Origin of the sequence: Nonomuraea sp. NPDC050394, assembly GCF_044459065.1 — a bacterium.
GTDB lineage: Bacteria > Actinomycetota > Actinomycetes > Streptosporangiales > Streptosporangiaceae > Nonomuraea.
The window spans coordinates 698,296-722,090 of record NZ_JBITIO010000001.1; the positions used below are offsets into that span (position 1 = coordinate 698,296).

The window sequence follows — 23,795 nt, forward strand, 5'->3', positions numbered from 1 at the left end:
GTCATACTGTGGGGCTCTGGGGCGGGAGCGTTCCAGGGCCGTCGAGGACCCGCAGCCCGAACGCCTCGGGCGTCACGAGCGGCAGTGCCTCGGGAGCCAGCCACGCGGCAGGCGCGGGAATCCGCAGCACGTTCACGTGCCGGCCGGGCGCGATCGTCTCGGCCAGCACCGGCTCCCACGTCCTGCTGTCGAGCACGCAGATGATGTCGGGCACCTGAGCCTTGATCTCTCCACCGTCGATCGCGAGTAGAAATTCATCCGCCATCTCCAGCCGCATCGTCCGCTCGGCCGCGCCCTGGTGCTCAATGGTCAAGGCGCCGCCCGTTCGCGGCCGCGGGTGGCGTACGACCTCGACGACGCCTCCCGAGAACAGCAGGTCTGCGCCGAAGTCGGCCAGCATACCGACGCGGCCGCGCGGGTTCCGCTGGCTGTCCCGGAGCCGCTGCCCCAGCGTGATCGCACCGGAGATGGATCCGGTAATCCCGCACTCCGCGGCCTGCCTGGCAGACATTGGGTAGATCGCTGTCGCAGCCCAGCCGCCCAACGCCGGCAGCGCCGCACGTAGGAGACGCTCGGCATCCGCGTTGTCGCGGGCCACGCTGATGGACACCAGGTTGCCGCTCGTGTCGGCCAGCACCGCGGGCGCGGCTGCGATCCCGCCGGGGTTGAAAGTGACCTGATCAACCCTAGGAAACGCGCGTCCCATACCGTCCGCGTCGATCAACGGCAAGCCCGTCCACGCTGCGGCGGCGCACGCAAACAGGCTGTTCGCGCCACCCACTTCGAACCCATGGATGGCAGCCACGGGTCGCCGAGCCAGGCGGCCTATCTCCGCAACAGCATTCACGAAGCACCCGCCGGCGGGCAACCGCTCGATCATCACGGTGATGCTGCCCGTCGCTGCGATAGGGACGACCAGCGCGTCAGGCCGGAGGTCGCTCGCGCTGATCAGCGGTACCGGCCCGTACTGGGACAGCGCGTGCCGCAGCATCCGCGCCGCCATCCCCGTGTCACCGCCGCCGCCGGACCCCAGCAGGGTCGCGCCGGCGGCAAGGTCATCGACAAGATCAACCGTGATCTCCACGAGGTCAGTTCCGCCCGCCACCGAGCTGCTCGACCGGCACGTAGGGCTCGTCCAGACCGAACCCGGCGGGCCCGAAGCACGCCAGCGCTTCCGGCGAGCGCATGATCTGCGGCGTAGAGATCGCGTACACCGTCAACCGCTGGCCGAAGGACAGCGCCTCGGTGGTGACGGGCGCTCCCGTCTCGCTGTTGAGCGTGCAGATCAGATCCGGGACGATCGCCACCACTTGCCCGTTGCGCCGCGCCACAAGATGCTCGTTCTGGAAGACGATCTCCATCCGGTCGGCCGGATCGTTCATCTCCTCCAGCGTGACCCGGCCGCGGGCGAACCCATCCACCGTCCGGCGGTCGATATCCGCCACCTTGCCCCTGAACAACTGCACGCCATGACTGTAGATGGTGTCGGCCAGCATCGCTGTCAGCGCCTCAAACGGATCCTGATGATGCTCGCGGGCCTCCCGCAGTGTGGCCCCAATCCGGGTCGCCAGCGTGAGCGTTCCCGGCACAGCGGTACGGCGCACCGTGGCTGCGTCCATCGGATAGTCGCAGATGTACGCGGAGCCGCCCATCTGCACCGTCATCGCGCGAGCGATCAACTCCATCCGCTGGTTCGTCACCGCGTCGATAATCCCGGCGTCGCCGTGATCGGACGCGATCGACATGGGCGACCCGGGCACGCCCATCACAGCGAACGTCTCCATCTGGAGCTCAGGGAAGGCCCGCCCCATCCCGTCAGCATCCACAACGGGCAGGCCGGCCTCCGCCCCGAGAAGAAGCGGGATCATCGAATTGAAGCCGCCGCACTCGATCGGCATGGTCGCGGCCGCCCTACGGCCGAGCCGACCCTCAAGGGTCCGCATCGCGGTAACGATGCCGTCCGGGCCAGGCAGCTTTTCCCAGAAGACGGTCGGTGCTCCCATGAGGGCGCACGGCAGCACGAGCGCGTCGTCAGGCAGTTCGTCCACTCCGATGATGCGGATCGTCCGGCCGGCGCGCAGTTGCTGCTCGACCAGGAGCCTGCCCACGTAGGGGTCGCCGCCGCCTCCGGTGCCGAGGACCGCCGCGCCTTCCGCGAGATCGCGCAGCGCCCACATGGTCAGTTCCATGCCCATTCGTCTTCCTTCCCGGTCGCCTCACCGGTGAGATCGAGCTCTCCAACTGCCTTGACCCGGACGCGCACCGCGTTGCCGGGCAGATAGGCGACTGCAACCTCGTCGATCTCCGTGATCTGTACGGTGCCCGGGGCGGCACCAGCTGAGATGGCGCGATCGATCGCCTCGGCGCGCGCCTCCTCCAGCACCTCCTCCCTCGTACGAGAAGCGGTGATGGCGAACAGCCGGTCCACGTCCCCGCCAATCTGCCCGATGGCAGCCCCGATGGCGTTGGCCACGGCGTGGTGCTCAGGCCGGTGCACGGACGGGATACCCGGCAGGCTCGCCGGGATGAGGATGCTTCCGCCCCCAACGAGCACCACGGGCAGTGGTGTCGCCGACACCCTCATACGATCCACCAGGTCGGTGATCCGCTGAGTCATCCAGGCGATCCCGCGGTTGACGAGATTGCGGTCCAGGTGCCGGACAAGGGAGGCGTCGCCGATATCGGCCAGGCCCGCGGCGACGGCCAGATCGGTAGCCGTCAGGACCTGGCCGCCGAAGACGAGAGCCTCCTGGGTCAGCTGATAGCCGACAGAATCCGGGCCCACTTCAAGCTGAGGCGGGCGCGTGACCCGGCTTCCACCGCCGAGCCCCACGGAGAGCACGTCGGGCATTCTGAAGTTCACTCGCACCCCGCCAATGTCCACCTCGCCAGTGGCCTGCCGCGGATAGCCGCCGGTCAGAACGCCTACGTCCGTGGTGGTGCCCCCGATATCCACCACGGCGCAGTCAGGTTGATCAGCGAGGAACGCCGCGCCGCGAGCGCTGTTCGTCGGGCCCGACGCGAACGTCCGCACCGGATACATGCGAGTGAACTCCGAATCCATCAGGGTGCCGTCGTTCTGCGAGAGGTACAGAGGAGCGGACACGCCCACGGCCAACAGGGCTGCGGCGAAGGCCTCGACGATGTCATCAGCCAGGTTGCGCAGGCAGGCGTTCACGATGGTCGCGTTCTCGCGCTCCAAGAGCCCGACGCGGCCAATCTGGTGCGACATGCTGATGTGCAAGTTCGGCAGCTCGGCCAGCAGGATGTCAGCCGCCTCTTCCTCCATCTCGGCATTGACAGGGGAGAACACAGACGAAATAGCGACGCTGCCGATCCCCGACTTCTCCAACTGCGCGGCGACTCGTTTCAGCTCGTCCGGCCGGAGCGGGGAGATGGGGCGCCCGTCGAACTCATTGCCGCCATGGCAGAGATGGACGCTAGCCTGGATCGCGTTTGCTAGCCGCTGCGGCCAATCCACCATCGGCGGCAACGCGGATGTGGCCGGCAGCCCAAGCCGAACTACTCCGGTGGGCGCCAGGCTTCGCCCGGTGACCAGGGCATTAGTGAAATGCGTTGTCCCGATCATGACGCCGTCGATGGCCGAGCGGTCCACGCCAGGTGAGGCGAGGAGTTGCTCAAGGGCGGCCACGATGCCGCCCATAACATCAGGGGTGGTGGCGGTCTTGATGGATGCGAGGACGGTGGTCCCGTCCATCAAAACAGCGTCGGTGTGGGTGCCGCCGACGTCGATCCCTACTCGCAAGGGATGGGCTCCTGTTCGTGTAACTGGGGCAAGTTGCAGCAGGCTGCCGCGGTCCGCCGAATGGCTGGGACCGCGGCAGCGGATACTAGGCGGAGGGTTTGCCACGGCTGGGGGACCCGGTCAGGCCCAACTTGCCCGCGACCACGTACAAGACGAACGCGGCCAGCAGGGCGTTGAGCGCAGGGATTCCCCATTCGAGGTACTTACCGATGGCGGCGGCCGCGACCCAGATGACGAGCGCGGCAGGCACCCAGTTGGGAGCAGACGTGGGGACGCTGCCAGTCGCGCGGGACTCCTCCAGGAGGCTGCTCCAGCGGCGCACCACGTAGTACTCAGCGACCATGATTCCGGCAATGGGGGGAATGGCGACGCCGAGCAAGATCAGAAAGTCCACCAGGTGATCGGCGATCCCGAGCGCGGCCAATGTCGTGCCGACGACACCCAGAATGATCGTGACCACAGCTCGTCCGGCGCGGACGCCGAAGGTGGTGTGCAGGACGTTGGTGATGCCGAGCCCCGCGGCATAGAGATTCCAGTCGTTCGTCTTCAACGTTGCGGCAACCAACACGATGGTGCCGATGACGCCAGAGGTCGTGGTGACGATGGTGACGATGTCGCCAGTCCGCAAAGCATGAGCCAGGAGCACACCGACCAGCGCCAGCACATACTCGCCGAGCGTGATCCCCACGACGGTCTGCTTGACCACGTCACGAGCGGTGCGGTTGAAACGGCACATGTCCGGCGAGATGACCGCGCCGACAATGAAGCCGCCGGCGACCAGGGTGGCGCCCTGGGCGAGGCTGAGTGCCGGGCCGGGCGGGGCGGAGGCGATGAGGTCGCCCAAGGGCTGTTTACCAAGCTCGACGACGATGGCCCAACCCGCAAGAACGAGGAAGGCAGGAACTGTGATCCACGCGGTCCAGGCCATTCCCGCGAAACCGGGCACCACGATCGCGGTGATCGCCAGACCGCCTACGATCGCCCAGACCCACGCGGGGCCGCCCAGAAGTGAAGAGAGGCCCTGCCCGAGCACCGCGGACTGGACACCGAACCAGCCGAGGAGCGCCGTGGCGATGACCAAGCTCACCAAGCCCGATCCGTGGCGGCCGAACCCTGTCCAGCGCGCCAGCACGCTGGTCGATAGGCCCTCACGCATGCCAGCGATGCCGATCGCGATGGCGACGATCTCCAGGATGACGGCGCCGAGCGTGACGGCGAGGACAGCCGACCAGAACGTCATCCCCATGCCGAGTGTTGCGCCGAGCAGGAACTGCGACAGGGCTGACAACAGGCCGAAGCGTTGAATCGCGACGGTTGGCCAGCCGTACCTGGCCGCCGCCGGCACGCGTTCGAGAGCGTAGTCGTCGCGAGCTAATCCGTCATCGGTCGCCATAGGCGACGCGGTTGAGGTCATAGGCACCGTCCCTTCGTTCTGTGCGTGGGGGAGACGCTAGAGCTCACCTGAGAGCTCTGTGAAGAGGCGATCCGCCCAGAATGGAAGCCATGAAAAGGCGATTTGCCTATGAGGTTGAACGCTCAAGCATGCGTGGTTACGACACGTAGCCCAACAGGCTGGACAGTTGCCGCGGACCAGGTCGGCCACGTTGCCCGCTGTAACGAGAGTCACGGAATCGCAGCATGACCTAGCCCGATCTACTCCAACAGGGGATCCCCACAACCCAAGGTCCTCTCCGGAGCTGGTAGGTGCGCTTTCCCTATTGGCGGAGCTGGAGGTCGAAGTGCACTCCCGCAGCACGCGGGCCATGCGAACCGCCCATTTCGATGTCGGGATCTTCGGGTCATAGTGACCCCTCCAGCCAATTGCTCCCGCTCCCGTGGAGCACCCACAGTCCATCCGTCCAGGCCCCGCCTGCTGTTCGACGAAAGCAACCACCATGCCCGCGTTCCGCGACGCGACCGCTCCCGCCAGGCGCACCACCTGCCCCTGGCCGTAGGTGCTCGCAACGGACTTTCCCCTAGGACCGCCAGACGTGACCATTCCGCCCAGCGATCACGACTACCTCTTCAGCCTCTACCTGCGCGCCCTTCAACGCCCCAGCACCGAGCAGCCCGACAGGTTCGCGCTAGTCAACGCGCTCGCCGCCGAACTGACCCTCTCCGACGAGCGCGAGAAAGTCCTGCTCGCGCTGCTGTCGCTGGAATGCGAGCGCCTCGTCACCGAGGAAGACCTAGAACCCAAGAAGATCATTAGCCATCTTCGCCAGAACACGACCCTCACCCGCGGAAAGACCTTCATCTACGACTTGCTGAAGAAGGCGCCCGAGGCGAGCCAGGTCATCGGCGCCGTGCTCGAACGGGAGGAAGACCTCCTGAAGCTTGCCGTCGCCGACCCCTCTACAGGCCACACGTACCGCCTACTCGCCCAGGTACGGATCATCCAAATCCGCGACGCCGCCAGGCGCATTCTGGGGAGATTTACGCGCCTCGACGCCGCCGCGATCGTTCCTGCCGGCGTGGCCGGCTTCCTCGGAGGGAAGTCCCTCGCAACGTCGGGCAGCGCAACGGGAGCCGCTGCCGCAGGCACAGCAGGGGTAGGGACCGCCGGCACCACCGCGGCGCTAAGCGGCGCCAGCGCCGCCGTGGCCACCTCCAGCACCGTCACCGCAGGCGGCTCCGGCCTGCTCAGCATCGCCAGCGGCGCCATCGCCCAGGTCGCCACCGCAACCGGTGTCACCCTCACCCAGGCCGCCACCGTTGTAGCCGCCGGCGGGCTCCTCGCCACGGCGCCCCTTCTGGCCACCGGCCCGCCGCCAGAGCCGCCCGCGGCCGTCGCCGAAGCCGCCCCGAGTTCGCCACCCACGGACGAGCCCGCGGCGCTGCCCGACCAATCGTCACCTACACCGGATGTCCTCACGACCGGTTCCTCCGGAACGTTCCCAGCCACCCCAACCCCCGCAGCGATGAGCACCGCCACGTCGCCGCCAGCGCAGCCAGCAACCACCGCCCCACCTACACACCCCGCGACCGCGACAGCCGCGACCTCCGCCCCGCCAACGAAGGCGACCACGGCCCACACGGCAACAACGAAGGCAACCAGCACGCCGACAGCCCCAGTCCCAGCGACAACGGAACCCCCCATCCACACGACAAGCACCGCCACGGCAGCACCCCCGCAGCCGAGCTCCTCGCCCGAGCAGTCGTCAACCCCTCAACCGTCCACAACCCCCTCCGGCCTGCCCACCCAGACACCCATCACGACTCCTGAGCCATCCACAACGCCCGAGCCATCCGAGACGCCAGAACCAACGCCCACCCCAAGCCCAACGGCGACAGGCACCCCGCCACCAACCTCGACGGCCACGCCCAACTCGGCGGCGTGGGGCAAGGATGCCGACAACGAGCGTGATCCCCGCCCCTTCGACACCTCGCCAACCCGCGGAGAACACACCGTCACCCCGAACGTCGGCCTTGACCTCAACAGCAACCTGTCGCAGACCCTGCCCACCCCGGCATCAGGCTTCTGGTACGGCGGCACGACCAACACCCTGGGGTGGCAATGAGCGCAAGCCCGCGACACCCACTGCCGTGGTGGGAAGACCCGCTGATCGCCCCCACCGGACACGCCCCAACACGCCACCTCGACCCGATCCTCTCCGCGACAGCCGGCCGCGACATGCATCGAGCGGGCTGCGAATGCGGCGACTTCTCCGGACCCGTGGTCGCCAACGGCGAAGAACTCTGGAACGCGTTCGGCAGGCACATGCTCTGCGTACAGCATGAAGCGCACCGCGCCGCGTCGTGACCGTCCTACGCCCCTGGCCTGAACTCGGGGGCGTACCCTCGCCCCATGAAGGGGGAGCACTTCGACCCGGCAGACCTCGCGCACCTGGTTAACCAGACCATCGACGTCCAGACCCAGGACGATGACGACGTGTCCTTCCCGCTAGGCCGCCCCACCCGCTTTCACTGGCCAGCGCGAAACCGCACCTACGAGATCATTGGGTGGGAACGCGACCCCTGGTGCGAATCCCGCCCGTGGTGGACTGAGAACGACCTGCCGCCCGACGCGCCCGGCGACGACTGGTACTACAAGGTCCGCGCCAAGTCCGCCCACATCGATCGCGACGGTGTCCTCGTCATCAAACTTGACACGGCCCGGCGCACATGGACCCTCATCGGCTTCGAAGACTGATGCAGCGGCGCTCAGATCACCCGATGCTGGCCTACCTGGTTTCGCCGAAGGGCGGAGCCTTGAACAAGCCCTTAGGCGTGCGAGTAGAACAGACACCCACCCGTAGGAGGGGAGACGCTCTCCAGGGTGGTGCTGTACCCACACCGCAAGATCGTTAGGGGAGGGGACAGGGTTCGACTTGGACGCCTACTGTGGGTCTAGGGCCCCCTGTCCGCAGGAGTGCGAAGCCCGGCCGACAGGGGGCCCAGCCACCTCGGACTAGCCGGGGTGACGCGGATCGAACCAGATCCACAAGATCCACAACAGCAGTTTCAGTACCGCCACCGCTATGTGAATCCCCTTGCGTGGCTTCTTCCGCTCGCCGTCGTCGCTGTCCACTCGGGACCCTCCTCTCCACCGGACCTTCCGGTATCGCAGTCCGGACGGGCCGAGAAGAGCAACGGCGCCCGCTCATGATGACGCAGAACGGTGAACCGTACATCCAGTGCTCTGCACTACAAGGAGCGACCTTGTCCCTCGTGGGCTGAAAGAAGCAGTCCAGGGGAGGACGATCCGCACCCGGAGGCGCTCAACAGCACGTTCCGTGAACGCGGGCCCAAGCGACGCTGCGGTCCGTACCGCTCTACCACCTGCTGCGATACTCTCTGAATCGAAAGAGTCTTCGATTCGCTAGGCGTCACCGATGTCCACCGACAAACCCGCCCCGCAGCCCGTCGAACTCCCGCGCAATGCTGCCAAGGCCGGGTACCTTCACGCACTTCGGGAGCACCTCGATGGCACCCGCGAGGCTTGCATCTCCTGGGTGGAATACGTGCCCGGCTACCGCGGCGGGCTGGAAGAGCGTGGCCCTGTGTGGGTGCCTGAGGATGAGGTCGTCCGCATGCGCGACGTCCGCTACGACGAGATCGACATTGCCATTGAGAGCGTCGCTGCGGCGGTGCCGGAGGTCGTTCACGCTCCAGCACCGCCAGGCTGGCCCGCGGTGCTGCCGCCGCCCAGCGTGTCGGTGGGGGAGGAGCGCCTGGCCGCCTGGCTCCTAGACGCCATCCCGCCCGGCTATCGCGCCCACGAGACGCTCGTCGCGCAGCCGCTCGTTCTTGCCTGGATGGCCGCCGAACACACCCGCCAGGCGATCGACGCGCACACGAAGGGCTACCGCTCGGCGGCTGTCGAGCTCAAGCAGTACGAGGAACCGGAGACCATCCAGGAGCTGCTGGAGGTCTACTCGGTCGAACTCGACAGGCTGCATCGCCTGTTGAAGGAGGTCTACGCGGTTAGCCGGTACCTCATCAACGCCCACTCCTGAGGATGATTCGCCTTGTCGAGAGCCCCTATAGACAACTTTAAAGAAGCTTGCTAAGGTTTTGATCTGTGAGCGGCAGGCAGCCGCGACCGGCTACAGGGCCCTTCCTCGGGAGTTGCAGATGACCGCCATCCAGATCGCCTCCATCGTCATCCCGTTCACGCTCAAGGGCGGCACGCTCCTCTTCGCGTACCTCGCGCGCCGCAACCAACTCCGCAACGTCGCCGAGAGTGCTACCTACCCGCGCGTCTGCGTCGGCACCGGCGCTGACGGCACCCCGATCTACCTGACCGCCCCCGCCGACCTCACGGCCGACGTGATCCGCCAGCGTCGCGGCGACGCCTAAAACCTCCCGCGAGTGCCCGCCTCGCCATCCTCAGCCGCCCCAAGGCATTAGTAGCTGGAATGAAACTTCCAGGAACTAATCGTGCAAGGGGTCACGAAAGGAAGCAGCCCGTGACGTTCAGCGAGGACCTCGCAGAGAACTACCCCCGCCCCAAACTCCTCGCCATCGACCCCTGGGACTGCGCCTGCACCGAATGCCTCATCGGCGAGTACAAACCCCTCCGGTACGCCACCCCCGAAGACATCGCCCAGATGCTCACCGACCACCTCGGCAACAACACCGGCATCACCTTCAGCGTCACCGCCGCCATCGCCGCCGACATCCGAGACGGCGAGACGCTCGCCACCGCCGAAATCACACACCAAGTGATCGTCGCCTGCCGGTACAAATCCTGGACCGTGGAACCCCACCTCCTCGGCTTCTCCACCAAGTAGCCCCCCGCCGCCAGGCGCCCCCGCCCGGCGGACCCAGCCCTCCCGGAGCAGCCCATGTCATCCAGCGACGCGATCCTCGCCTACGGCTACAACCTCGGAGACAGCGGCTCGTGGGACATCCACGAGCTCGAAGACGACTACGACAAGCTCGTCACCCTCGCCTGGTACGACGAGGACAGCGACGACGACCTCGAAGACCAGGCCATGCGCCACCTCCTGAACGCGTCCGGCTTCACCGAGACGTCCGCGACCCGCCGTGATGACGACTACTGGACCCGCGAGCAAGAGGCCATGCAACGCATCGGCGTCCAATTCGACACGTACTGCAACCACGTCGAACCCATGCAGGTCATCGCCGCCCACATCATCACCGTCAACCGCGGCTCCACCCTCCTCATCGAGCCCGACCGGCTCGCCACCGGCCCTCAGCGCCACGACTGGGACACCAAACTCGCCGCCGCCCTGGCCACCCTCGCCATCACCCCCAAGCAGCCCGCCCCCGCCTGGATCCTCTGCTCATACGGAGACTGACCACCCCGGCCGCCGAGCGTCCGGCGCCCCGATACCTGGAGCCGACAGCCACATCACCGCCCACCGCCACGGTCGAGCTCAAGTTCGACGAGTGAGCATCCGTCCTGCCCCGTCGCATGCACCGGCGACCACAACGAAGCCCACACAGAGGAGACAAGGTGAACGAAACTGACGGCTTCAAGGGCATGGCGCTCACCTCATGGGGAGCGACCAACTACATCCGGCGCGTCCAGGGCGGCCAAGCCGCACTCATGGCCACGCACGCCCCCGCAAACTGGGACGCCCCGGACACCTGGTCCGAGATACCCAAGTGCCCGACATGCCGCAACCACAGGGGCAAACAGCTCGCCTGGCCATGCCCGACGTACGTGCTCATCCTGCACGGGCTGGGCTACGACACCAGCCCGGCGATCCGGCTGATGACCGCGCTGGGCATCAAGCCGCCGAAGCTGCCCGACGTCTGGGAACTGATCCACCAGCAGAGGAGCACCTGATGGCGGAGAAGACCGACATCGCACACGTCACCCTCCAAGACCTCCAGCCCGGCCGCCTCGTCTACATCCCCGCCGGCGCCGCCCTCTCCCGCGAACGCCCCCTCGCCCTCATCATCGGCGAAGCCACCCCAGCCAAGGGACTCCCCGGAGACGTGCGGCTCGACGGCCAGGTCCTCCGCGCGGACGGCTCCAACCCCTACCGCTACAAAACCGCCTGGTTCATCGCCACCATCGACAAACTCCGCATCGCCCCGCCGGGCATCCGCCGATGCGCCGCCGCGCACTGCCCCGCCTCCTACCACACCATCGCTATGCGCAAGGCGAACCCATAGCCCCCGGCTGGCGCATGCTCCAGAAAGGCATCCTCGGCGGAACCAACCTCTGCCCCCGCCACGCACCCACCGCCACCCCAGACGGCACCGCCCACCTCCACGTACCGGAAACCATGGACCGTGACACCGGCGTCATCACCTGCACCTGCGGAGTCCCCATCCACCCCCTCGTGGCCCGCAAGGACGCCCCCATAGTCCGGGGAGCCTGCGTACTCGCCTACGGCTCCCACATCGCCGCCATGACCTCACGGAGAGCCTCATGACCACCACCACTGAGAACCCTTTGACCAGAGGGCAGACCCCGCCCCGGGAGTTTCGGGAGGCTAACGCGCGCGTACGCGCGAGGCGTTGGTGGGAGGGCTGGGATGGCAGGTCGCAGGCGGAGTATGTGCGCCGCTACCACGGGGTGCCGACGTATCGGGGGGATCGGGTGGTCGTGGACGGGCGGCCGGGCCGGATCGCGTCGTTCGTGGGGGGTGGTCTGCGTGTGCGGTTCGACGGCGGCTCGGGGTGGAGCGTGCCGTGTCACCCGCCGTGGCGGGTGATGTACGTGGACGGGTCGGCGCGGCCTGCCAGGCAAGGAGGGCAGGGCGAGTGAGCGGCTTTAATGCTGCCGTCGTCGTACCCGGGCCTGGTGGCGGGGATGCCGAGGCAACCTACTACCGGCATCGCAACCACGACTTCCGGCAGGAGATCGTGGTGCGGGCATGGCGGCCGGGCGTCGGCACCCTGTGGGGGTTGACGGTGACCGGTGATGAGGGCGGGTTCGAGCCGCAGGTCGCCGTCCACGTCCGCGCCGGCGCGTTCTCGATCTACACGCGGTTCCCTGCGTTCTGGTCGGCGCTGGCCGAGCGGCAGCCCGGCACGCTGGACGAGGTCGCGCGCATCCTCGACGAGCTCGGCGTGGCCGATGAGACTGCCGACGTCGAGCGGTCCCGGGCGGTGACGTCGGCGCTGCTGGCCGAGGAGTTCGACACCTGGCGGGACGGCTGGGAGGCCGACCCCGATGAGGAGCCGCTACCGCCCGACCCGCACCCTGACGACTACGAGCCCGACCCCGGGGAGACTACTCAGCCGGAAGAGGCCCGCTGATGGACCGCCCGTCACCGCCCAAGATCGACCTGCGCACCGCCGAGGAGAACGCCGCCGCCGGGCACCGGCAAGCGGCGCGCGACGCCTACTACGGGGTACGGCGCCGCCTCGCCCGCCGGGCATTCCACGACGAGACGGCGTCGCCGTACGACCTGGTCGCTGACGCGCTGTTCCACGCGTTCGCCGACGAGATGTACGCGGCGCTGTCCAGCCCGGACTTTACGCACCGGCTCCAGGAGCGCGGCCTACGGATCGGACCCGCCCTGGACGAGGGCGTGCCGCCCGAGGCGCCTGACGAGTGGGCGCACGAGGTGCTCGGCTTCGGCGATCCGGACGGAACGCCTGTCGAGCCGATAGAGCTGATCGACAGCCTGTACGCAGCGGCGTGGCGCGCCGGGTGGGAAGCCCACGCCGCGGCGCTCCCGGCCGGAGAAGAGGAGAACGAGCGTGACGACTGCTGACCGGCTGCCCGCCGTGGCCGCTCCCGCCGGCGAGCTGCTCGCCGACGACGTCGTGGTGCGAGTGGACCCGATCCGGAACCCGTACCGGTCGTATCTGGACAACCTGCGGTCGCCCGGGTCGAAGACGGCTATGAGCGGCTGCCTGGACCGGCTCGCCCGCATCATCCGCGGCAAGCCGCTCGACGACCGCGCTGTGACGGGGGAGGACTTCCCCTGGCACGTTCTCCGCTACGAGCACACCACCCGGCTGCGCGCGGAGATCCTCAAGCAGGGCTGGTCAGCCGCCTACATCAACAAGCACCTCGTCGCCTTACGCCGGGTGCTAAAGGAGGCGTGGCGGCTGCGCCTCCTGCCCGCCGAGGAGTACCAGCGCGCCATCGACCTCGAACAGGAGAAGGCGTCCACGCTCCCGGCCGGGCGGCATATCCCGTCCGAGGCGCTGGCCGTCCTCCTGGCGGTGTGCGACCACCCCAGGCCGGCCGACGTGCGTGACCGCGCCATGCTCGCAACCCTGTACACGTCCGGGGTACGGCGCGAGGAACTCGTCACCCGCGACCTGGCCGACTGGGATGCCGAGACCAACGGGATCCGCGTGCTCGGCAAACGCAGCAAGGAGCGCATGGCGTACGTGCCCGACGACACCGCCGCCCTCATCGAGGAGTGGATCACCGTGCGCGGCCGTACCCCCGGCGCCCTCTTCCCCGCCCTGTGGAAGGGCGGACGCCCGCGCGCTGACGACCACGGTCGGCCCGCCCGCATGACCGGGCAGGCGCTCCGAAAGATGCTGACAAAGCGCGTCGGCCAGGCCGCCAAGTTCGACCCAGCGATCGGCAAGCAGCCGATCAGAGCGCACGACTTCCGCCGCACCTTCATCGGCGAGCTCCTCGACGCCGGCGTGGACCTGGCCACGGCGCAGGCCCTCGTCGGACACTCCTCCCCAGCAACTACCGCACGGTACGACCGGCGGCCGGAGAAGACCCGCCGTGCTGCGGTCAACCGGCTTCGCCTTCCTGGCGAGTCACTGGTCAACCAAAGCCCGGGTTGACATACAGGGCAGTGGCTCTGTCGAGATCGCCGAAGCCTCTCAGACGGTGCCATCGTCATCAGCTCGTGGAAGATCGGGATCGCCTTCCTCGCTGCTGATTTCAGTTGTCGGGTCGTCAGCCCAAGGCCTCTGAACGGCTGAGGTAGCCCATTCGCGGGTTATCCAATGCACTTCGTCATTGTCAATCATGTGAATTGTGGTGTCGTTAAGCCAGACATTCCCAAGACCTGCGGCGAACCGAACGTCGGCTATCCGACGCTTCAGATCTTCATCCAAGCCGAGGCCGGCGGGAGCGAGGATTACAGCTCCGACGGAGCGCTTCCACTCACATACAAGGAACTCCCTGTCGCGCACGTAATCTTGGATTCGTGATTTGAGGAACGACTCCAGTTCGTCGGTGTCCTGGCCCAGAGTCGAGGTTTGCCTTCGATGTGGCTTGACCATCTTCCCAATTGCGGCAGCGGGGCTGCCCATGAGGTTGGTTGCGTGTCTCACGCCGCGGACGACTCGGGTGATCGGCAATCCCTCGGTGTCCCGCGTCATGTGGAGCAGGTCAGGGATCCACTCCTCGTTCAGGACCTGCTCACGGATCTCCTCTGGAAGATCTTGTGCAGCGCGGTGAAGCAGCCACAGGGGGAGGCGCTCCAAACGGGTGGCGGCTTCCTGCTTGATGAGGTCGCTGCATGTAGTGCACACCACGGTTACCAGCACCCCGAGGAGGGTGACCAGGGCGCCTAGCGTGAACAGGAAGGCTGTGGCGAGCAGGTCGTAGATCAACGGCAGCCGCCTCGGATGATGACGGCCTCGGCGTCGGCGGACCTGGGCGGACGGTACTGGTTGCTGATCTCCGTGAGCTGGTAGGTGGCCTGGAGTCGGCCGATCTCGGTAAGTAGGTAGCCGCGCCGGCGAGGTCGCCCCGCCTGGGACGGGTCGATGTCTTCCTGGTGACCCTCAATCCACCCGGCTCGCTTCAGTTGGGCGAGGATCGGGTAGAGCGTGCCGCTTGGCTGGCCCGTGGCCTGCATCAAGTCGTAGCCATAGCGTGCCTGCGAGGGGTCTTCCAGGAACTGTTTCAGGATCTGCGCCACCTTGGGTGTGACGCTGACCGGAGTCTCCTCAGGTTCCATGTAGGAGATCCTACATAGGGGTAGCCCAGGGTGAGCGTGATTGGCCGGACGAAGTCAGAACGGTGCTACAACCCACCTCGAAACAGCACCTCTTGACTGCTTTGTCCGTTTTTGTAGTGTGGGGGCGTGGCGGTCTGGCGAGGCCCGAAAGGCATCGAAGTCGAGGCGATCATCCTCAATGACGCCCCCACCCTGCGCGCCGTCCAGCGCTTCGGCGACCGCGCCGTACTGCTCGGGTATTGCCGCTCGGTCGCCGATTTGAAGAAGCTGGGCATCGACCTGGCCGACCTCGAAGAGGCCGACAGCGCGCCCTAGCTGGCGACCGCGTCTACCGACGCCGACGTACGCGCCGTCGCGACACCCCCTCCACATCACGTAGCCACGCGCCGTGCTGCCGCCTGCGCTCGTAGGTGACCGCAAGACCAAACCGGCGAGCCTCCCCGCTCCGCTGGCATCCCTCGCGCCGCCGCGCCCACTGCTCCTGCTGGTGCGGGCGCCCTACGCGGTCCCACACCTCCAGCCAGCTATCGACCTGGCGCATGGCCGTGTCGGCGCGGGAGACGGCACCGGTCTCCACCTGCCAGGCGTAAACGATGTCGGCGAGGAGGCCCCGGTGGAGACTCCGCGTGCCGCGCAGCGCCGCGCTGAGGGTAGAGAGCGGCATCCCGATCCGGGCCGCGATCCGAGTCTGCGTGACGTGGCTCGTCCGCAGGAGCCGCCGCACCGCGTCGAGCAGGTCGCTGTAGCTGCCGACAGCGGGCGGCCAGCCGCCACGCTCGGCGATGCGGTGCTCCCGCCGGCGGGCGCGATGCACCTCGGCCGCCGAGTTCCACATGCGCGAGCTCTCGTCTCGGCCGACGCCGAGCACAGCAGAGATCGCGAGGACGGCAGCCTGCGAGGGCAGGACGCGACCCGATAGCGCCCGCGAGATCACCGTAGGCGAGTATCCCGTCCTCCGTGCGAGCCAGGCCTGCGTCTGCTCAGACTCCTCCAGCCGCGCGCGGAGTAGACCGGCCAGCCTCAGCACCGCCCGGCGCACATCGCCGTTACTGCTGACCACACTCCAGCCCATGATGATCACCCTCCCTGCCGTGTCGCTGGCTGCCTGCCAGCAGGTCATGGCCCGAGGATGCACCTGCTCGCCGACTTCCGCGACCCCTTGCACCGGCCCCGCTACAAACATCCCTTGCACCCGACCACCTTCCTAAAGATGCAGGTCAGGAGGCACGTGAGGTGTCTATTCATGATCTTTAGGAGCTCTTGCCGAGTTCGCGTCCACCCACCCGGATCGTAGGCAGACGCTAGCCACAGCCGCTTCATACGGTCCTCTCCTCACGATGGAGAGGACCGTTTCTCATGCCCCGCTTGTTCCCCCGCCAGAAGACCCGCGCCCCTGACCGGCTGGAGATCCGGCTCCCGCCCCCGCGGCTCACTGTCCCCTGGCACGTGATCGTGCTCCGGTACTCGCCGACGTCCCGCCGCACCTTCCGCCGCGTCCTTCTCGCCGCCCAAGCCCACGGCATCACCGTCAAGGTCCAGCACGACCACGGCATGCTGTTCCGGCTTCATCTGCTCACCCTTACCGGCACCCCGGCCGCTCTGGCGAGCTTCCGCAAGCGCCTGGACCAGCTGCACCCCCTGCTCGCCCCCTGGTGGGCCCGATGAATGGCCTGTCCCTCCGGCGCGGCCGGCTCCTCGTTGCGCCGGTCGGCACCAGCCCGGCCAGCCGAGACGGCTGGCAGGAGGTCAGTGCCACCGACAACGTGAACTACGCGCCGCACCTCATCGAGCGGATGCTGGCGGTGCCGCAGCGGCTCCCGGCCCGCGTCACGTTCACCATGCCGTTCCGGATGACCCGCTGCTCCTGGCGTGTGCACCGCCTCGTCTTCGGCAAGCCCCACCCCAGGCAGCAGCAGGCCAAGGCGCGCTACCGGCAGCGAGCCCGCCGCCGGGCAAGAGGACGCCGATGAGCCGCCCCTACGACGAGCTCAGTTCCCGCGACCCCGGCACCGCCACGCCCAGCTTCGATGTGCAGCAGGCCCGCGACATGGTGGCGTGGCTCCGCGCCACCATCACCGGGACCCGGGTCCTGGCCGAACGCGCTGAAGGCGGCGCTGTCGTCTGGCACATCCAGGCCAGCGACCACCAGTTCGTAGACCTCGCGTTCCGCCTGCCTGGCGGGACCGTCATGCCGGTCACGTACGGCGGCGACGAGGGCGCCATGATGCGGCGCGACGCCGAGCACACCGTACGCCACAACCCCCTGCACGAGTACCAGATCGCCAAATACCACCTGAGCCTGCTCGACCAGCACGCCATCCGAGAAGACAAGATCCACCGCTACGACGACGACGGCGGCCGCCACCTCGTCCCGTTCGCGACCTGCACCTACTGCGACACCGGCAACCCGTACGAGGCGCCGCACATGGGCTACCCGTGCCCCACCATCCGCGGACTCCTCGCCGCCCACCACGCCCTGCCCGGCTTCAACCCCGAATGGACCGAACAATGACCATGGCCGTAGACCTGATCGCCGCCGCCCGCCAGAACCTCACCGAGACGGAGCGGATGGTCCACGCCGTCCTCGCCGACCCCGGCTACGTCACCGACAGTCCCGCCGCCGCAAGCATCTTCATGCAGGACGGCCCCGGCGTGCTGCTTCGCATGGTGGCCGCCCACCACGAACTGCTCGACCAGCTCGAAACCGCCAAAGCGCGGAACAAGATCTCCGCGATGAACTACGCCGATTGGATCGACGGCAGCCGCTACGAGCGGCCGCTCTCGGACGGGCCCGATGCCGACGTCATTCCCGGGCTGGAAGCCGCTGTGGGCACGCTGTCTGCCGGAGAGCGGGACCCGGCACCTGGGGTGAGGCTCTGGCTGGAGCAGCTCGCAGACCACTGGCAGCACGACACCGACGAACCGCCCGTCCTCCCGTCGCACCTACGCGTCATGATCGTCGAGTCGTGGGTGTCCTGGGCCGCCCGCGCTGACATGGACATCCGCACATCCGGCTCCGAAGCGGGGAAACTCCACACGACCGGGCCCATGAAGGTCATGTTCCACGCCCGCCTCTGGGACGGCCGCCAGATCGACAGCAGCGAACACGAAGCCTCCATCTACGCCGAGCCGCAGGCGGCTGCCGATGCTCGCTGACCAGCCCACCCTCGCCGACCTGCTCGCCGCCAACGTAGAACGCCTTGAGATCGCGTACGGGGACCGCCAGCCGGCCGCGGAGGAGCACCTCGTGCCGTCGCGAGATCGGCCATGACGCACTCCCCTCAGACGCATCCGGTGTCCGAGGAGGGCCCTGACGACTTCGACATCGGCCAGCACGTGGAGCGCACCCTCCTGGCCGACGTCACACGGTACGAGCACCGGCTGTTCGTCTCCCGGGCGGAGCTCGACGCCGCCGCCGCCGGGAATCCGACCGGCCTCGCCCCATTCCTGCGGAACATCGAACTCTTCGACGCCCAGCTCACCATTGCCACCCACCTGCGCAAGCTGCGCGCACGACCCCGCCGGCACATCCCGCCAGCCCTGTTCCCCACCCTCGCCGCCCAGGAGACTTTCATGGATCCGCAGGACACGCTGACCATCATCTGCGCCTACGACAACGCCGAGACCCACACCGTCCGGCGCGCTCTCGGCATCGCCACCAACCAGATACTCGAAGCCGCCGACGCCGAGCGGCTGGCTGGCGTCTGTGTGCTGGACTTGCACATTGTGGAGACGCCCCGCTTTCTCCAGCGGCCGGACGCCGGGAGCATCCGCAAGGTCCTCCACGCCGTGAGCCAGGTGTGCCGGAACGTCACCCGCGCCACCCACGACGGCGAAGGCCAGCCGGCTCCACACCTGCGCGGCGGCCCGCAAACACTCCTGAACGGCGCCGTCGTCGCCCAGGGCAGCAATAGCAGGGAGGCCGCGTTCACCAGGGAGACACTCCGCGAGCTCCTCGACAGCCAGAAGCCCGAAGAGGCCGCCGCCACGGTGCACGAGCACATGCACCTCGGGTTCGGAGACCACCCCGTCGTCAAGGAAATCATCCAGCGCCGCTACGCCGCCCTGGAGGCCTACCTGACCAGGGATGAAGGGGAAGCCGCCGAGCAGTCCATCAGCGAGGAGGACGCGCACGCCCTCGTCGCGCACATCGCTGCCACCAGAGAACGGCTCGCCAGCCGCCCGCACCTGACCGTCCGCCTGCCCCCGCTCCCCGAGCAGGTCGTCCCAGGCCAATACCTGGCCACCATCTACGGCGTCCGCATCGTCGTCGCCAACCCGGCACCCGTCATCACCGAACAGCACGGCAACCCCGCCGAGCACGCCACCTACCAGGAGCTCGTCGATCGTTCCGTCCCCACCGGGACACGACCCCACAAGATCGGCCAGTACCTCATCCCCAACATGGACAACGATGAGCCGGCGCGCCAGCACGCGGAGAAGCTCGCCAAGAGGCACGTTGCCGAGCAGCTCGCCGAGCCGCACGTCCTCATCCTCCTCCGCCGCGGCGACCTGCCCTTCGGGCAGTGGCCGCTGCCCGAAGAACCGGGAGCGGGCGTCGTGCTCGTGCTGGGCGTGACCGTCCGCGCCCTCCCCGGCGTTATCCCGTCCATCGTGCTTCGCCCGGCTCCCGGCCTGCCGCTCCGTTGGCTGGGGAAGGAGGAAGGCCGCTGGAGAGACCGTCCGCCATACTCCGACGAGCTCATGCTCGCCTACCAGCGTGACCTGTTCGAGGACGTGCAGATGGCGCACGCGCGCCCCACCGGCCGGATCGAGGTCAACGCCAGCGGCGCCATGGCCGAAGTCTGGGAGGTCAGCTAGCTACCTCGCTGACCGCCGAACAGGCCGCCGAGTACCTCGGCATCCTGCCAGCGCAGCGGGACCGGTCGTGCCCTTGCGCAAGAGGAATCGTTATCAGGCGGGTTGTTCGGACAGCATCTCTACTTGGGTTCTGCAGCCTTCGTGATCGCTGCTTCGCGTGCCTCGAATCGGGCATTCGCCAGGTCCAGGATGATTCTCAACTGCTCAGGCGAAGCGGAAGCCACCATCACAGCCATGAGTTCTTCGCCGATTCGGGGGGCGAGTTCGGCGGAGTAATCGGGTCTCAGCATGGCCGTCACCGCCTTACTCACCAACTCGGCTCGCGCCGCGTCGTCGTCGGCTGACGCCTGGAGCGTCTGAGCCACTTGCACGTGCCACGCCACTTCCTTGGCCAGCGCCGTCGGGTCTTTGGCCCCTTGCACGTCGAATTCAACGACAGTGCCGTCCTTGGACGTGACCTTGAGCGTGGCGCGTGATTTTCGGTGCCGCAGCCAGGTGACAAGGATGGTGGCGATGCCAGCGGGACCCCCTACCGCGGCTAGCAGGTCTACCACGTGGATAGCCACGTTCCCGCCAGAGACAATGATCCCATTGCCATGGTGGGTGGTCTGTTTCGTACTTTCGTCACCCATGCCATACCTCACAATGGACGGCTCTAGGAAAGACGCTAGCACCGACGCCACTGCCTCGTCCTTAGACGTTGTCAGCGCCGGGCCGGGCGTGTGCTTCGCGCCTACATCCTGGTATGGCCCCGCTTACCGCACTCATTTGGGTGCTGACGCAAACCGACATCCATCGCCACCATGTCGCACATGGCCGCGGCGACCTACGACCTGCTGATCGAGCAAGGCACTCCCTACGAACGTGTCCTCGTCCTGCGCTCCCAAGTCGAAGGGCGGCCGCCGCTCGATCTGACAGGCTGCAGCGTCCGCGCGCAGGTGCGCGCCCATCACGGGGCTGGCGCCGCGCTCCTGTACGACCTGGCCACTGGTGGCGGGCTTACCATCACCGATCCGGCCGCGGGGAAGGTCGCACTGCACGTCCCCGCCGCAACCTCAGCCTCCTGGGGGTGGCGGGTCGGCGTGTATGACCTCGAACTCGTGGCCGCCGGCGGGCAGCCGCTGCGCCTACTCCAGGGCACCGTCCGCGTGACCGGCGAGGTGACCCGATGAGCAACCCTGACATCGAGCTCGTCGTCCAGCAGACCGCAGGGCCCGACCTGAGCTTGCAGCACGACGGTGGCATCTCGCTGACGATCGAGCAGCACGACCACGTGGTGGAACTCGACCTCGCCATCCCCGGCGTCCAGGGGCCGCCGGGAGCCCGCGGCGAGCAGGGACCGGCCGGGCCTGAGGGCGGCGCCTTCCAGCGCGAGTACCAGTTCGCCATCCCCTCCCTGGTGTGGGAAGCCGAGCACGGCCAGTCCCGGCAGCCGAACCACACCTGCTTCGCCCCGGGAGGGGAGCGGATCGAGGGCGATCCGTCCTACCCGGACGCGCGCACTATCCGCATCACCTGGGCCGTGCCGATGTCGGGCGCGCTCCGCCTCACCTGAACCCATCGGGGGACACCACCATGCCGAACTGGTACAGCCAGCACAGGTTCAACCAGATCCCGCCCACGGGCCTGGTCCTGCCATCGTCGTCCACGGAGCCGAACTCGCCCGTCGCGTTCGAGCTGTGGGCCAGCCCCGCCAGCGGGAAAGCCTTCTGGCGCACCCCGGGCGGCACGTGGATGGCTCTGGACGACGTCGCGGACGGCACGATCACCAACGCCAAGGTCGCCGCCAACGCGGCCATCAGCCTGTCCAAATTGGCGACCAACCCGCTCGACCGCGCCCAGCACACCGGCACCCAGCCCGCGGCCACCATCGCGGACTTCGTCACGCAGGTGCGCGCCAATCGGCTCGACCAGCTCGCCGCGCCCGGCGCCGACATCGCCTTGGCCGGGTACCGGCTAACCAACCTCGGCGCGCCCGTCAACGCCAACGACGCCGCACGCCTGGCCGACGTGCACGCCGCGGCCGCCGGTATCAGCGTGAAGCCCGCCGTACGCGTAGCCACCACCGCCACCATCACGCTCAGCGGATTGCAAACGATCGACGGGGTGAGCGTCCAGGCCGGCGACCGAGTGCTCGTCAAGAACCAGACCACGACGACGCAGAACGGCCTCTACACCGCGGCATCCGGCGCGTGGACGCGCACCACCGACGCCCTCAACCCCAATACGTTCGTGTTCGTGTCCGAGGGCACCAGCCTCGCGGAGACCGGGTGGGCCATCTCCACCAACGGCGCCATCGTGGTCGGCACCACGGCGATCGCGTGGGCGCAGTTCGCGGGCGGCGGCGGGGGAGGCGGAGCCGGGGCGGGCCTCGTCCAGAACGGTGGCAACACCGACATCGTCGCCGCGGACGGCAGCATCATCGTCCAGCCCGACTCCATCTCCGTGGGTCTCGTCCCCATCGGCAAGGGCGGCACCGGCGCCACCACCGCCACGGCCGCCCGGACCGCGCTCGGCATCGGCGGCTCCTTCAGCGCGGACCTGCCCGCGCTCACCCCCGGCGCGTGGCACAACGTCACCCACAGCCTCGGCTCGCTCGACGTAGCCGAGCCGAGCTTCCGCGAGGTCGCTACCGGGGAGTTCGTCGAAATGGACTCGAAGGTGATCGACGCGAACACCGTGGCGGTCCGCTCCGCCCTCGCAGTCACAGCCGCCACGATCCGAATCAAGGTGACGTCCTGATGCGCCTTCTCACCCCCCTCCACCTGCCCGCACTCACCACCCCGCCTGCCCCTCCGGCCGCAGGGCACGTCGCCATCCACTCCAGACAGGACGGTTCCCTCCAGACCGTGGACGCCGCCGGCGCCGCCCGGCGTATCCCAGCCGCACAGCGCGCCGAGCTCGCCACCGACTACGTGCTGGGCACACCCGGCCTGTGGGAGACGGTCCTTACCCACCAGGTGACGCCGGGCGCCTACCGACTGGCCTTCCACAGGCGCGCCCAGGTCACGCGCGGTCAGTGGCAGTACACGCGGCTCACCGGTACGGCCAACGCCGCGCTGTCACCGCTGCTGCTGGTCGGCATGCGCGACAGCAACCCGTACGGCGACCTCCGGCACAATGTCCAACTCGGCGACGTGTTCCTCGGCGGCGATGACAAGGTGGCCAGCTTCGATGAGCTGGCCGAGGGGCTGCTCGTCGTCACCACGCCGGGCAATCTGCGCGTTCAGGCCGCCCTCATCGGATTCCGTGACGAGATCGACTTCGAATCGGGTGGGCCGATCAACCACTGGGGCCAGGATGGCGCTGACGTGCTCGACCAAACCGACGAGGTCACCGCGCACGGCGGCGACCTCTCGGCCAAGCTCACCGCCTCGGGCGCCGACCGGGCGGTCGTGTACCGGTGGTGGCGGACAGAGCCTGGCATCATCTGGACGATGCGCGGCTGGCTGTACTCCCCCACCGGGCACCCAGCAGGCACCGTCCGGCTCAGCTACTACGACGACGGCGGCAACAACCTGGCCTACACGGACGACACGCAGCCCATCCCAGCCGGCGTGTGGACCGAGGTCGAGGTGAGCACGACCGCGCCGGCCAACACCTTCGAGGTGTACGCCCACATCGGGATGGCGGCCGAGGCAGGTCACGCCGCCGGCAGCATCGTCTACGTGGACGACATGGCGTGGACGGCCTCTCCAGGGGTCGCCCGGATGCTGGCCGGGACCTCCCTCCAGTTCACCCCCGCCTGACCTGGGGTACCCAGAGGTCCGGACAAGCCTGCATGTTTAATTGCCCGAGAACCCTGCCGGAGCACGCGCGCGGCCGCGACGGCGTCCCACAGCGCTACAGCAGGAGAGTGTGGATCAGGTGCACGGCTAGGGAAGAGACGG

General features: G+C 68.0%; 30 protein-coding genes. 22 read left to right on the forward strand and 8 right to left on the reverse strand.

Annotated features, from left to right (window positions below; all coding sequences use genetic code 11):
* Position 1: 1 nt before the first annotated feature.
* The 4 genes from ACIBKY_RS03515 to ACIBKY_RS03530 all read right to left on the reverse strand — a co-directional run bounded on the left by ACIBKY_RS03515 (position 2) and on the right by ACIBKY_RS03530 (position 5,159).
* Complete coding sequence (locus ACIBKY_RS03515) at positions 2-1,084, reverse strand: DUF917 domain-containing protein (RefSeq protein ID WP_397094071.1); 1,083 nt, start codon at positions 1,082-1,084, stop codon at positions 2-4.
* 4 nt (positions 1,085-1,088) lie between these two features.
* Positions 1,089-2,195: a DUF917 domain-containing protein gene (locus tag ACIBKY_RS03520; protein WP_397094072.1), complete on the reverse strand. Its 1,107-nt coding sequence runs from the start codon at positions 2,193-2,195 to the stop codon at positions 1,089-1,091.
* Entirely contained in the window at positions 2,180-3,766 is a 1,587-nt protein-coding gene (locus ACIBKY_RS03525) for a hydantoinase/oxoprolinase N-terminal domain-containing protein (RefSeq protein ID WP_397094074.1), read from the reverse strand. Before ACIBKY_RS03525 ends, ACIBKY_RS03520 begins: the two co-directional genes overlap by 16 nt.
* Before the next feature lie 85 nt (positions 3,767-3,851).
* Positions 3,852-5,159 carry a purine-cytosine permease family protein gene (locus tag ACIBKY_RS03530; protein WP_397094076.1) on the reverse strand — a complete coding sequence of 436 codons (1,308 nt, stop codon included), beginning with the start codon at positions 5,157-5,159 and terminating at the stop codon, positions 3,852-3,854.
* 598 nt (positions 5,160-5,757) lie between these two features.
* On the opposite strand from ACIBKY_RS03530, the gene ACIBKY_RS03535 reads away from it, so the two are divergent.
* From ACIBKY_RS03535 to ACIBKY_RS03585, 11 genes are all read left to right on the forward strand, one after another.
* On the forward strand, positions 5,758-7,287 hold the full coding sequence (locus tag ACIBKY_RS03535) for a hypothetical protein (RefSeq protein ID WP_397094078.1): 1,530 nt from the start codon (positions 5,758-5,760) through the stop codon (positions 7,285-7,287).
* Positions 7,288-7,574: 287 nt separating this feature from the next.
* Positions 7,575-7,919: a DUF6504 family protein gene (locus ACIBKY_RS03540; protein ID WP_397094080.1), complete on the forward strand. Its 345-nt coding sequence runs from the start codon at positions 7,575-7,577 to the stop codon at positions 7,917-7,919.
* 682 nt (positions 7,920-8,601) lie between these two features.
* Complete coding sequence (locus ACIBKY_RS03545; RefSeq protein WP_397094081.1) at positions 8,602-9,225, forward strand: hypothetical protein; 624 nt, start codon at positions 8,602-8,604, stop codon at positions 9,223-9,225.
* Positions 9,226-9,343: 118 nt separating this feature from the next.
* Positions 9,344-9,568, forward strand: coding sequence for a hypothetical protein (locus ACIBKY_RS03550; protein WP_397094082.1), 225 nt, complete (start codon positions 9,344-9,346; stop codon positions 9,566-9,568).
* A 110-nt stretch (positions 9,569-9,678) separates the two neighbouring features.
* Positions 9,679-10,002, forward strand: coding sequence for a hypothetical protein (locus tag ACIBKY_RS03555; protein ID WP_397094083.1), 324 nt, complete (start codon positions 9,679-9,681; stop codon positions 10,000-10,002).
* A 54-nt stretch (positions 10,003-10,056) separates the two neighbouring features.
* Positions 10,057-10,533, forward strand: a complete 477-nt coding sequence (locus ACIBKY_RS03560; protein ID WP_397094085.1) for a hypothetical protein — start codon at positions 10,057-10,059, stop codon at positions 10,531-10,533.
* Positions 10,534-10,691: 158 nt separating this feature from the next.
* Positions 10,692-11,027 carry a hypothetical protein gene (locus ACIBKY_RS03565; RefSeq protein ID WP_397094087.1) on the forward strand — a complete coding sequence of 112 codons (336 nt, stop codon included), beginning with the start codon at positions 10,692-10,694 and terminating at the stop codon, positions 11,025-11,027.
* Positions 11,027-11,359, forward strand: coding sequence for a hypothetical protein (locus ACIBKY_RS03570; protein ID WP_397094088.1), 333 nt, complete (start codon positions 11,027-11,029; stop codon positions 11,357-11,359). Before ACIBKY_RS03565 ends, ACIBKY_RS03570 begins: the two co-directional genes overlap by 1 nt.
* Positions 11,360-11,953: 594 nt before the next feature.
* On the forward strand, positions 11,954-12,451 hold the full coding sequence (locus ACIBKY_RS03575; RefSeq protein ID WP_397094089.1) for a hypothetical protein: 498 nt from the start codon (positions 11,954-11,956) through the stop codon (positions 12,449-12,451).
* On the forward strand, positions 12,451-12,912 hold the full coding sequence (locus tag ACIBKY_RS03580) for a hypothetical protein (RefSeq protein WP_397094091.1): 462 nt from the start codon (positions 12,451-12,453) through the stop codon (positions 12,910-12,912). Before ACIBKY_RS03575 ends, ACIBKY_RS03580 begins: the two co-directional genes overlap by 1 nt.
* Entirely contained in the window at positions 12,899-13,957 is a 1,059-nt protein-coding gene (locus ACIBKY_RS03585; protein WP_397094093.1) for a tyrosine-type recombinase/integrase, read from the forward strand. Before ACIBKY_RS03580 ends, ACIBKY_RS03585 begins: the two co-directional genes overlap by 14 nt.
* 39 nt (positions 13,958-13,996) lie before the next feature.
* On the opposite strand, the gene ACIBKY_RS03590 is transcribed toward ACIBKY_RS03585, so the two are convergent.
* Together ACIBKY_RS03590 and ACIBKY_RS03595 are read right to left on the reverse strand one after the other, a co-directional pair.
* On the reverse strand, positions 13,997-14,734 hold the full coding sequence (locus ACIBKY_RS03590; protein ID WP_397094095.1) for a hypothetical protein: 738 nt from the start codon (positions 14,732-14,734) through the stop codon (positions 13,997-13,999).
* Positions 14,731-15,084, reverse strand: coding sequence for a PadR family transcriptional regulator (locus tag ACIBKY_RS03595; RefSeq protein WP_397094096.1), 354 nt, complete (start codon positions 15,082-15,084; stop codon positions 14,731-14,733). The genes ACIBKY_RS03590 and ACIBKY_RS03595 overlap by 4 nt, the downstream gene beginning before the upstream one ends.
* Before the next feature lie 126 nt (positions 15,085-15,210).
* Here ACIBKY_RS03595 and ACIBKY_RS03600 point away from each other — a divergent pair, with 126 nt between their 5' ends.
* Complete coding sequence (locus ACIBKY_RS03600) at positions 15,211-15,399, forward strand: hypothetical protein (protein WP_397094098.1); 189 nt, start codon at positions 15,211-15,213, stop codon at positions 15,397-15,399.
* A 13-nt stretch (positions 15,400-15,412) separates the two neighbouring features.
* Here ACIBKY_RS03600 and ACIBKY_RS03605 read toward each other — a convergent pair whose 3' ends face one another.
* Positions 15,413-16,204 (reverse strand): helix-turn-helix domain-containing protein, encoded by a 792-nt coding sequence (locus tag ACIBKY_RS03605; protein WP_397094100.1) that lies wholly within the window; start codon positions 16,202-16,204, stop codon positions 15,413-15,415.
* Between the two features lie 236 nt (positions 16,205-16,440).
* On the opposite strand from ACIBKY_RS03605, the gene ACIBKY_RS03610 reads away from it, so the two are divergent.
* Genes ACIBKY_RS03610 through ACIBKY_RS03635 form a run of 6 tightly spaced genes read left to right on the forward strand, consistent with a single transcriptional unit; the run spans position 16,441 to position 19,905 of the window.
* Positions 16,441-16,749 (forward strand): hypothetical protein, encoded by a 309-nt coding sequence (locus ACIBKY_RS03610; RefSeq protein WP_397094102.1) that lies wholly within the window; start codon positions 16,441-16,443, stop codon positions 16,747-16,749.
* Positions 16,746-17,054 (forward strand): hypothetical protein, encoded by a 309-nt coding sequence (locus ACIBKY_RS03615; RefSeq protein WP_397094103.1) that lies wholly within the window; start codon positions 16,746-16,748, stop codon positions 17,052-17,054. The genes ACIBKY_RS03610 and ACIBKY_RS03615 overlap by 4 nt, the downstream gene beginning before the upstream one ends.
* Positions 17,051-17,596, forward strand: coding sequence for a DUF6221 family protein (locus tag ACIBKY_RS03620; protein ID WP_397094105.1), 546 nt, complete (start codon positions 17,051-17,053; stop codon positions 17,594-17,596). Before ACIBKY_RS03615 ends, ACIBKY_RS03620 begins: the two co-directional genes overlap by 4 nt.
* Complete coding sequence (locus ACIBKY_RS03625) at positions 17,593-18,240, forward strand: hypothetical protein (RefSeq protein WP_397094107.1); 648 nt, start codon at positions 17,593-17,595, stop codon at positions 18,238-18,240. The genes ACIBKY_RS03620 and ACIBKY_RS03625 overlap by 4 nt, the downstream gene beginning before the upstream one ends.
* On the forward strand, positions 18,230-18,355 hold the full coding sequence (locus ACIBKY_RS03630) for a hypothetical protein (protein ID WP_397094108.1): 126 nt from the start codon (positions 18,230-18,232) through the stop codon (positions 18,353-18,355). Before ACIBKY_RS03625 ends, ACIBKY_RS03630 begins: the two co-directional genes overlap by 11 nt.
* On the forward strand, positions 18,352-19,905 hold the full coding sequence (locus ACIBKY_RS03635) for a hypothetical protein (protein WP_397094110.1): 1,554 nt from the start codon (positions 18,352-18,354) through the stop codon (positions 19,903-19,905). The genes ACIBKY_RS03630 and ACIBKY_RS03635 overlap by 4 nt, the downstream gene beginning before the upstream one ends.
* A 119-nt stretch (positions 19,906-20,024) precedes the next feature.
* Here ACIBKY_RS03635 and ACIBKY_RS03640 read toward each other — a convergent pair whose 3' ends face one another.
* The gene (locus ACIBKY_RS03640; protein WP_397094112.1) at positions 20,025-20,537 is read right to left on the reverse strand and encodes a hypothetical protein; all 513 of its coding nucleotides are present in this window, start codon (positions 20,535-20,537) and stop codon (positions 20,025-20,027) included.
* A 171-nt stretch (positions 20,538-20,708) separates the two neighbouring features.
* Between ACIBKY_RS03640 and ACIBKY_RS03645 the strand changes: the two genes are divergently transcribed.
* Genes ACIBKY_RS03645 through ACIBKY_RS03660 form a run of 4 tightly spaced genes read left to right on the forward strand, consistent with a single transcriptional unit; the run spans position 20,709 to position 23,654 of the window.
* Entirely contained in the window at positions 20,709-21,077 is a 369-nt protein-coding gene (locus ACIBKY_RS03645) for a hypothetical protein (protein WP_397094113.1), read from the forward strand.
* Entirely contained in the window at positions 21,074-21,460 is a 387-nt protein-coding gene (locus tag ACIBKY_RS03650; RefSeq protein WP_397094114.1) for a hypothetical protein, read from the forward strand. Before ACIBKY_RS03645 ends, ACIBKY_RS03650 begins: the two co-directional genes overlap by 4 nt.
* A 20-nt stretch (positions 21,461-21,480) precedes the next feature.
* Positions 21,481-22,647: a hypothetical protein gene (locus ACIBKY_RS03655; RefSeq protein WP_397094115.1), complete on the forward strand. Its 1,167-nt coding sequence runs from the start codon at positions 21,481-21,483 to the stop codon at positions 22,645-22,647.
* Positions 22,647-23,654, forward strand: coding sequence for a carbohydrate binding domain-containing protein (locus ACIBKY_RS03660; protein WP_397094117.1), 1,008 nt, complete (start codon positions 22,647-22,649; stop codon positions 23,652-23,654). The genes ACIBKY_RS03655 and ACIBKY_RS03660 overlap by 1 nt, the downstream gene beginning before the upstream one ends.
* Positions 23,655-23,795 lie beyond the last annotated feature (141 nt).

Bases quoted from the DNA above. Each gene is read 5' to 3' on its own strand.
- ACIBKY_RS03520 (WP_397094072.1), bottom strand. From the start codon at position 2,195: ATGGGCATGGAACTGACCATGTGGGCGCTGCGCGATCTCGCGGAAGGC.
- ACIBKY_RS03610 (WP_397094102.1), top strand. From the start codon at position 16,441: ATGCCCCGCTTGTTCCCCCGCCAGAAGACCCGCGCCCCTGACCGGCTG.
- ACIBKY_RS03550 (WP_397094082.1), top strand. From the start codon at position 9,344: ATGACCGCCATCCAGATCGCCTCCATCGTCATCCCGTTCACGCTCAAG.
- ACIBKY_RS03630 (WP_397094108.1), top strand. From the start codon at position 18,230: ATGCTCGCTGACCAGCCCACCCTCGCCGACCTGCTCGCCGCCAACGTA.
- ACIBKY_RS03545 (WP_397094081.1), top strand. From the start codon at position 8,602: ATGTCCACCGACAAACCCGCCCCGCAGCCCGTCGAACTCCCGCGCAAT.
- ACIBKY_RS03605 (WP_397094100.1), bottom strand. From the start codon at position 16,204: ATGACCTGCTGGCAGGCAGCCAGCGACACGGCAGGGAGGGTGATCATC.
- ACIBKY_RS03540 (WP_397094080.1), top strand. From the start codon at position 7,575: ATGAAGGGGGAGCACTTCGACCCGGCAGACCTCGCGCACCTGGTTAAC.
- ACIBKY_RS03530 (WP_397094076.1), bottom strand. From the start codon at position 5,159: ATGGCGACCGATGACGGATTAGCTCGCGACGACTACGCTCTCGAACGC.
- ACIBKY_RS03620 (WP_397094105.1), top strand. From the start codon at position 17,051: ATGAGCCGCCCCTACGACGAGCTCAGTTCCCGCGACCCCGGCACCGCC.
- ACIBKY_RS03650 (WP_397094114.1), top strand. From the start codon at position 21,074: ATGAGCAACCCTGACATCGAGCTCGTCGTCCAGCAGACCGCAGGGCCC.
- ACIBKY_RS03615 (WP_397094103.1), top strand. From the start codon at position 16,746: ATGAATGGCCTGTCCCTCCGGCGCGGCCGGCTCCTCGTTGCGCCGGTC.
- ACIBKY_RS03660 (WP_397094117.1), top strand. From the start codon at position 22,647: ATGCGCCTTCTCACCCCCCTCCACCTGCCCGCACTCACCACCCCGCCT.
- ACIBKY_RS03580 (WP_397094091.1), top strand. From the start codon at position 12,451: ATGGACCGCCCGTCACCGCCCAAGATCGACCTGCGCACCGCCGAGGAG.
- ACIBKY_RS03645 (WP_397094113.1), top strand. From the start codon at position 20,709: ATGTCGCACATGGCCGCGGCGACCTACGACCTGCTGATCGAGCAAGGC.
- ACIBKY_RS03635 (WP_397094110.1), top strand. From the start codon at position 18,352: ATGACGCACTCCCCTCAGACGCATCCGGTGTCCGAGGAGGGCCCTGAC.
- ACIBKY_RS03570 (WP_397094088.1), top strand. From the start codon at position 11,027: ATGGCGGAGAAGACCGACATCGCACACGTCACCCTCCAAGACCTCCAG.
- ACIBKY_RS03595 (WP_397094096.1), bottom strand. From the start codon at position 15,084: ATGGAACCTGAGGAGACTCCGGTCAGCGTCACACCCAAGGTGGCGCAG.
- ACIBKY_RS03625 (WP_397094107.1), top strand. From the start codon at position 17,593: ATGACCATGGCCGTAGACCTGATCGCCGCCGCCCGCCAGAACCTCACC.
- ACIBKY_RS03560 (WP_397094085.1), top strand. From the start codon at position 10,057: ATGTCATCCAGCGACGCGATCCTCGCCTACGGCTACAACCTCGGAGAC.
- ACIBKY_RS03655 (WP_397094115.1), top strand. From the start codon at position 21,481: ATGCCGAACTGGTACAGCCAGCACAGGTTCAACCAGATCCCGCCCACG.
- ACIBKY_RS03640 (WP_397094112.1), bottom strand. From the start codon at position 20,537: ATGGGTGACGAAAGTACGAAACAGACCACCCACCATGGCAATGGGATC.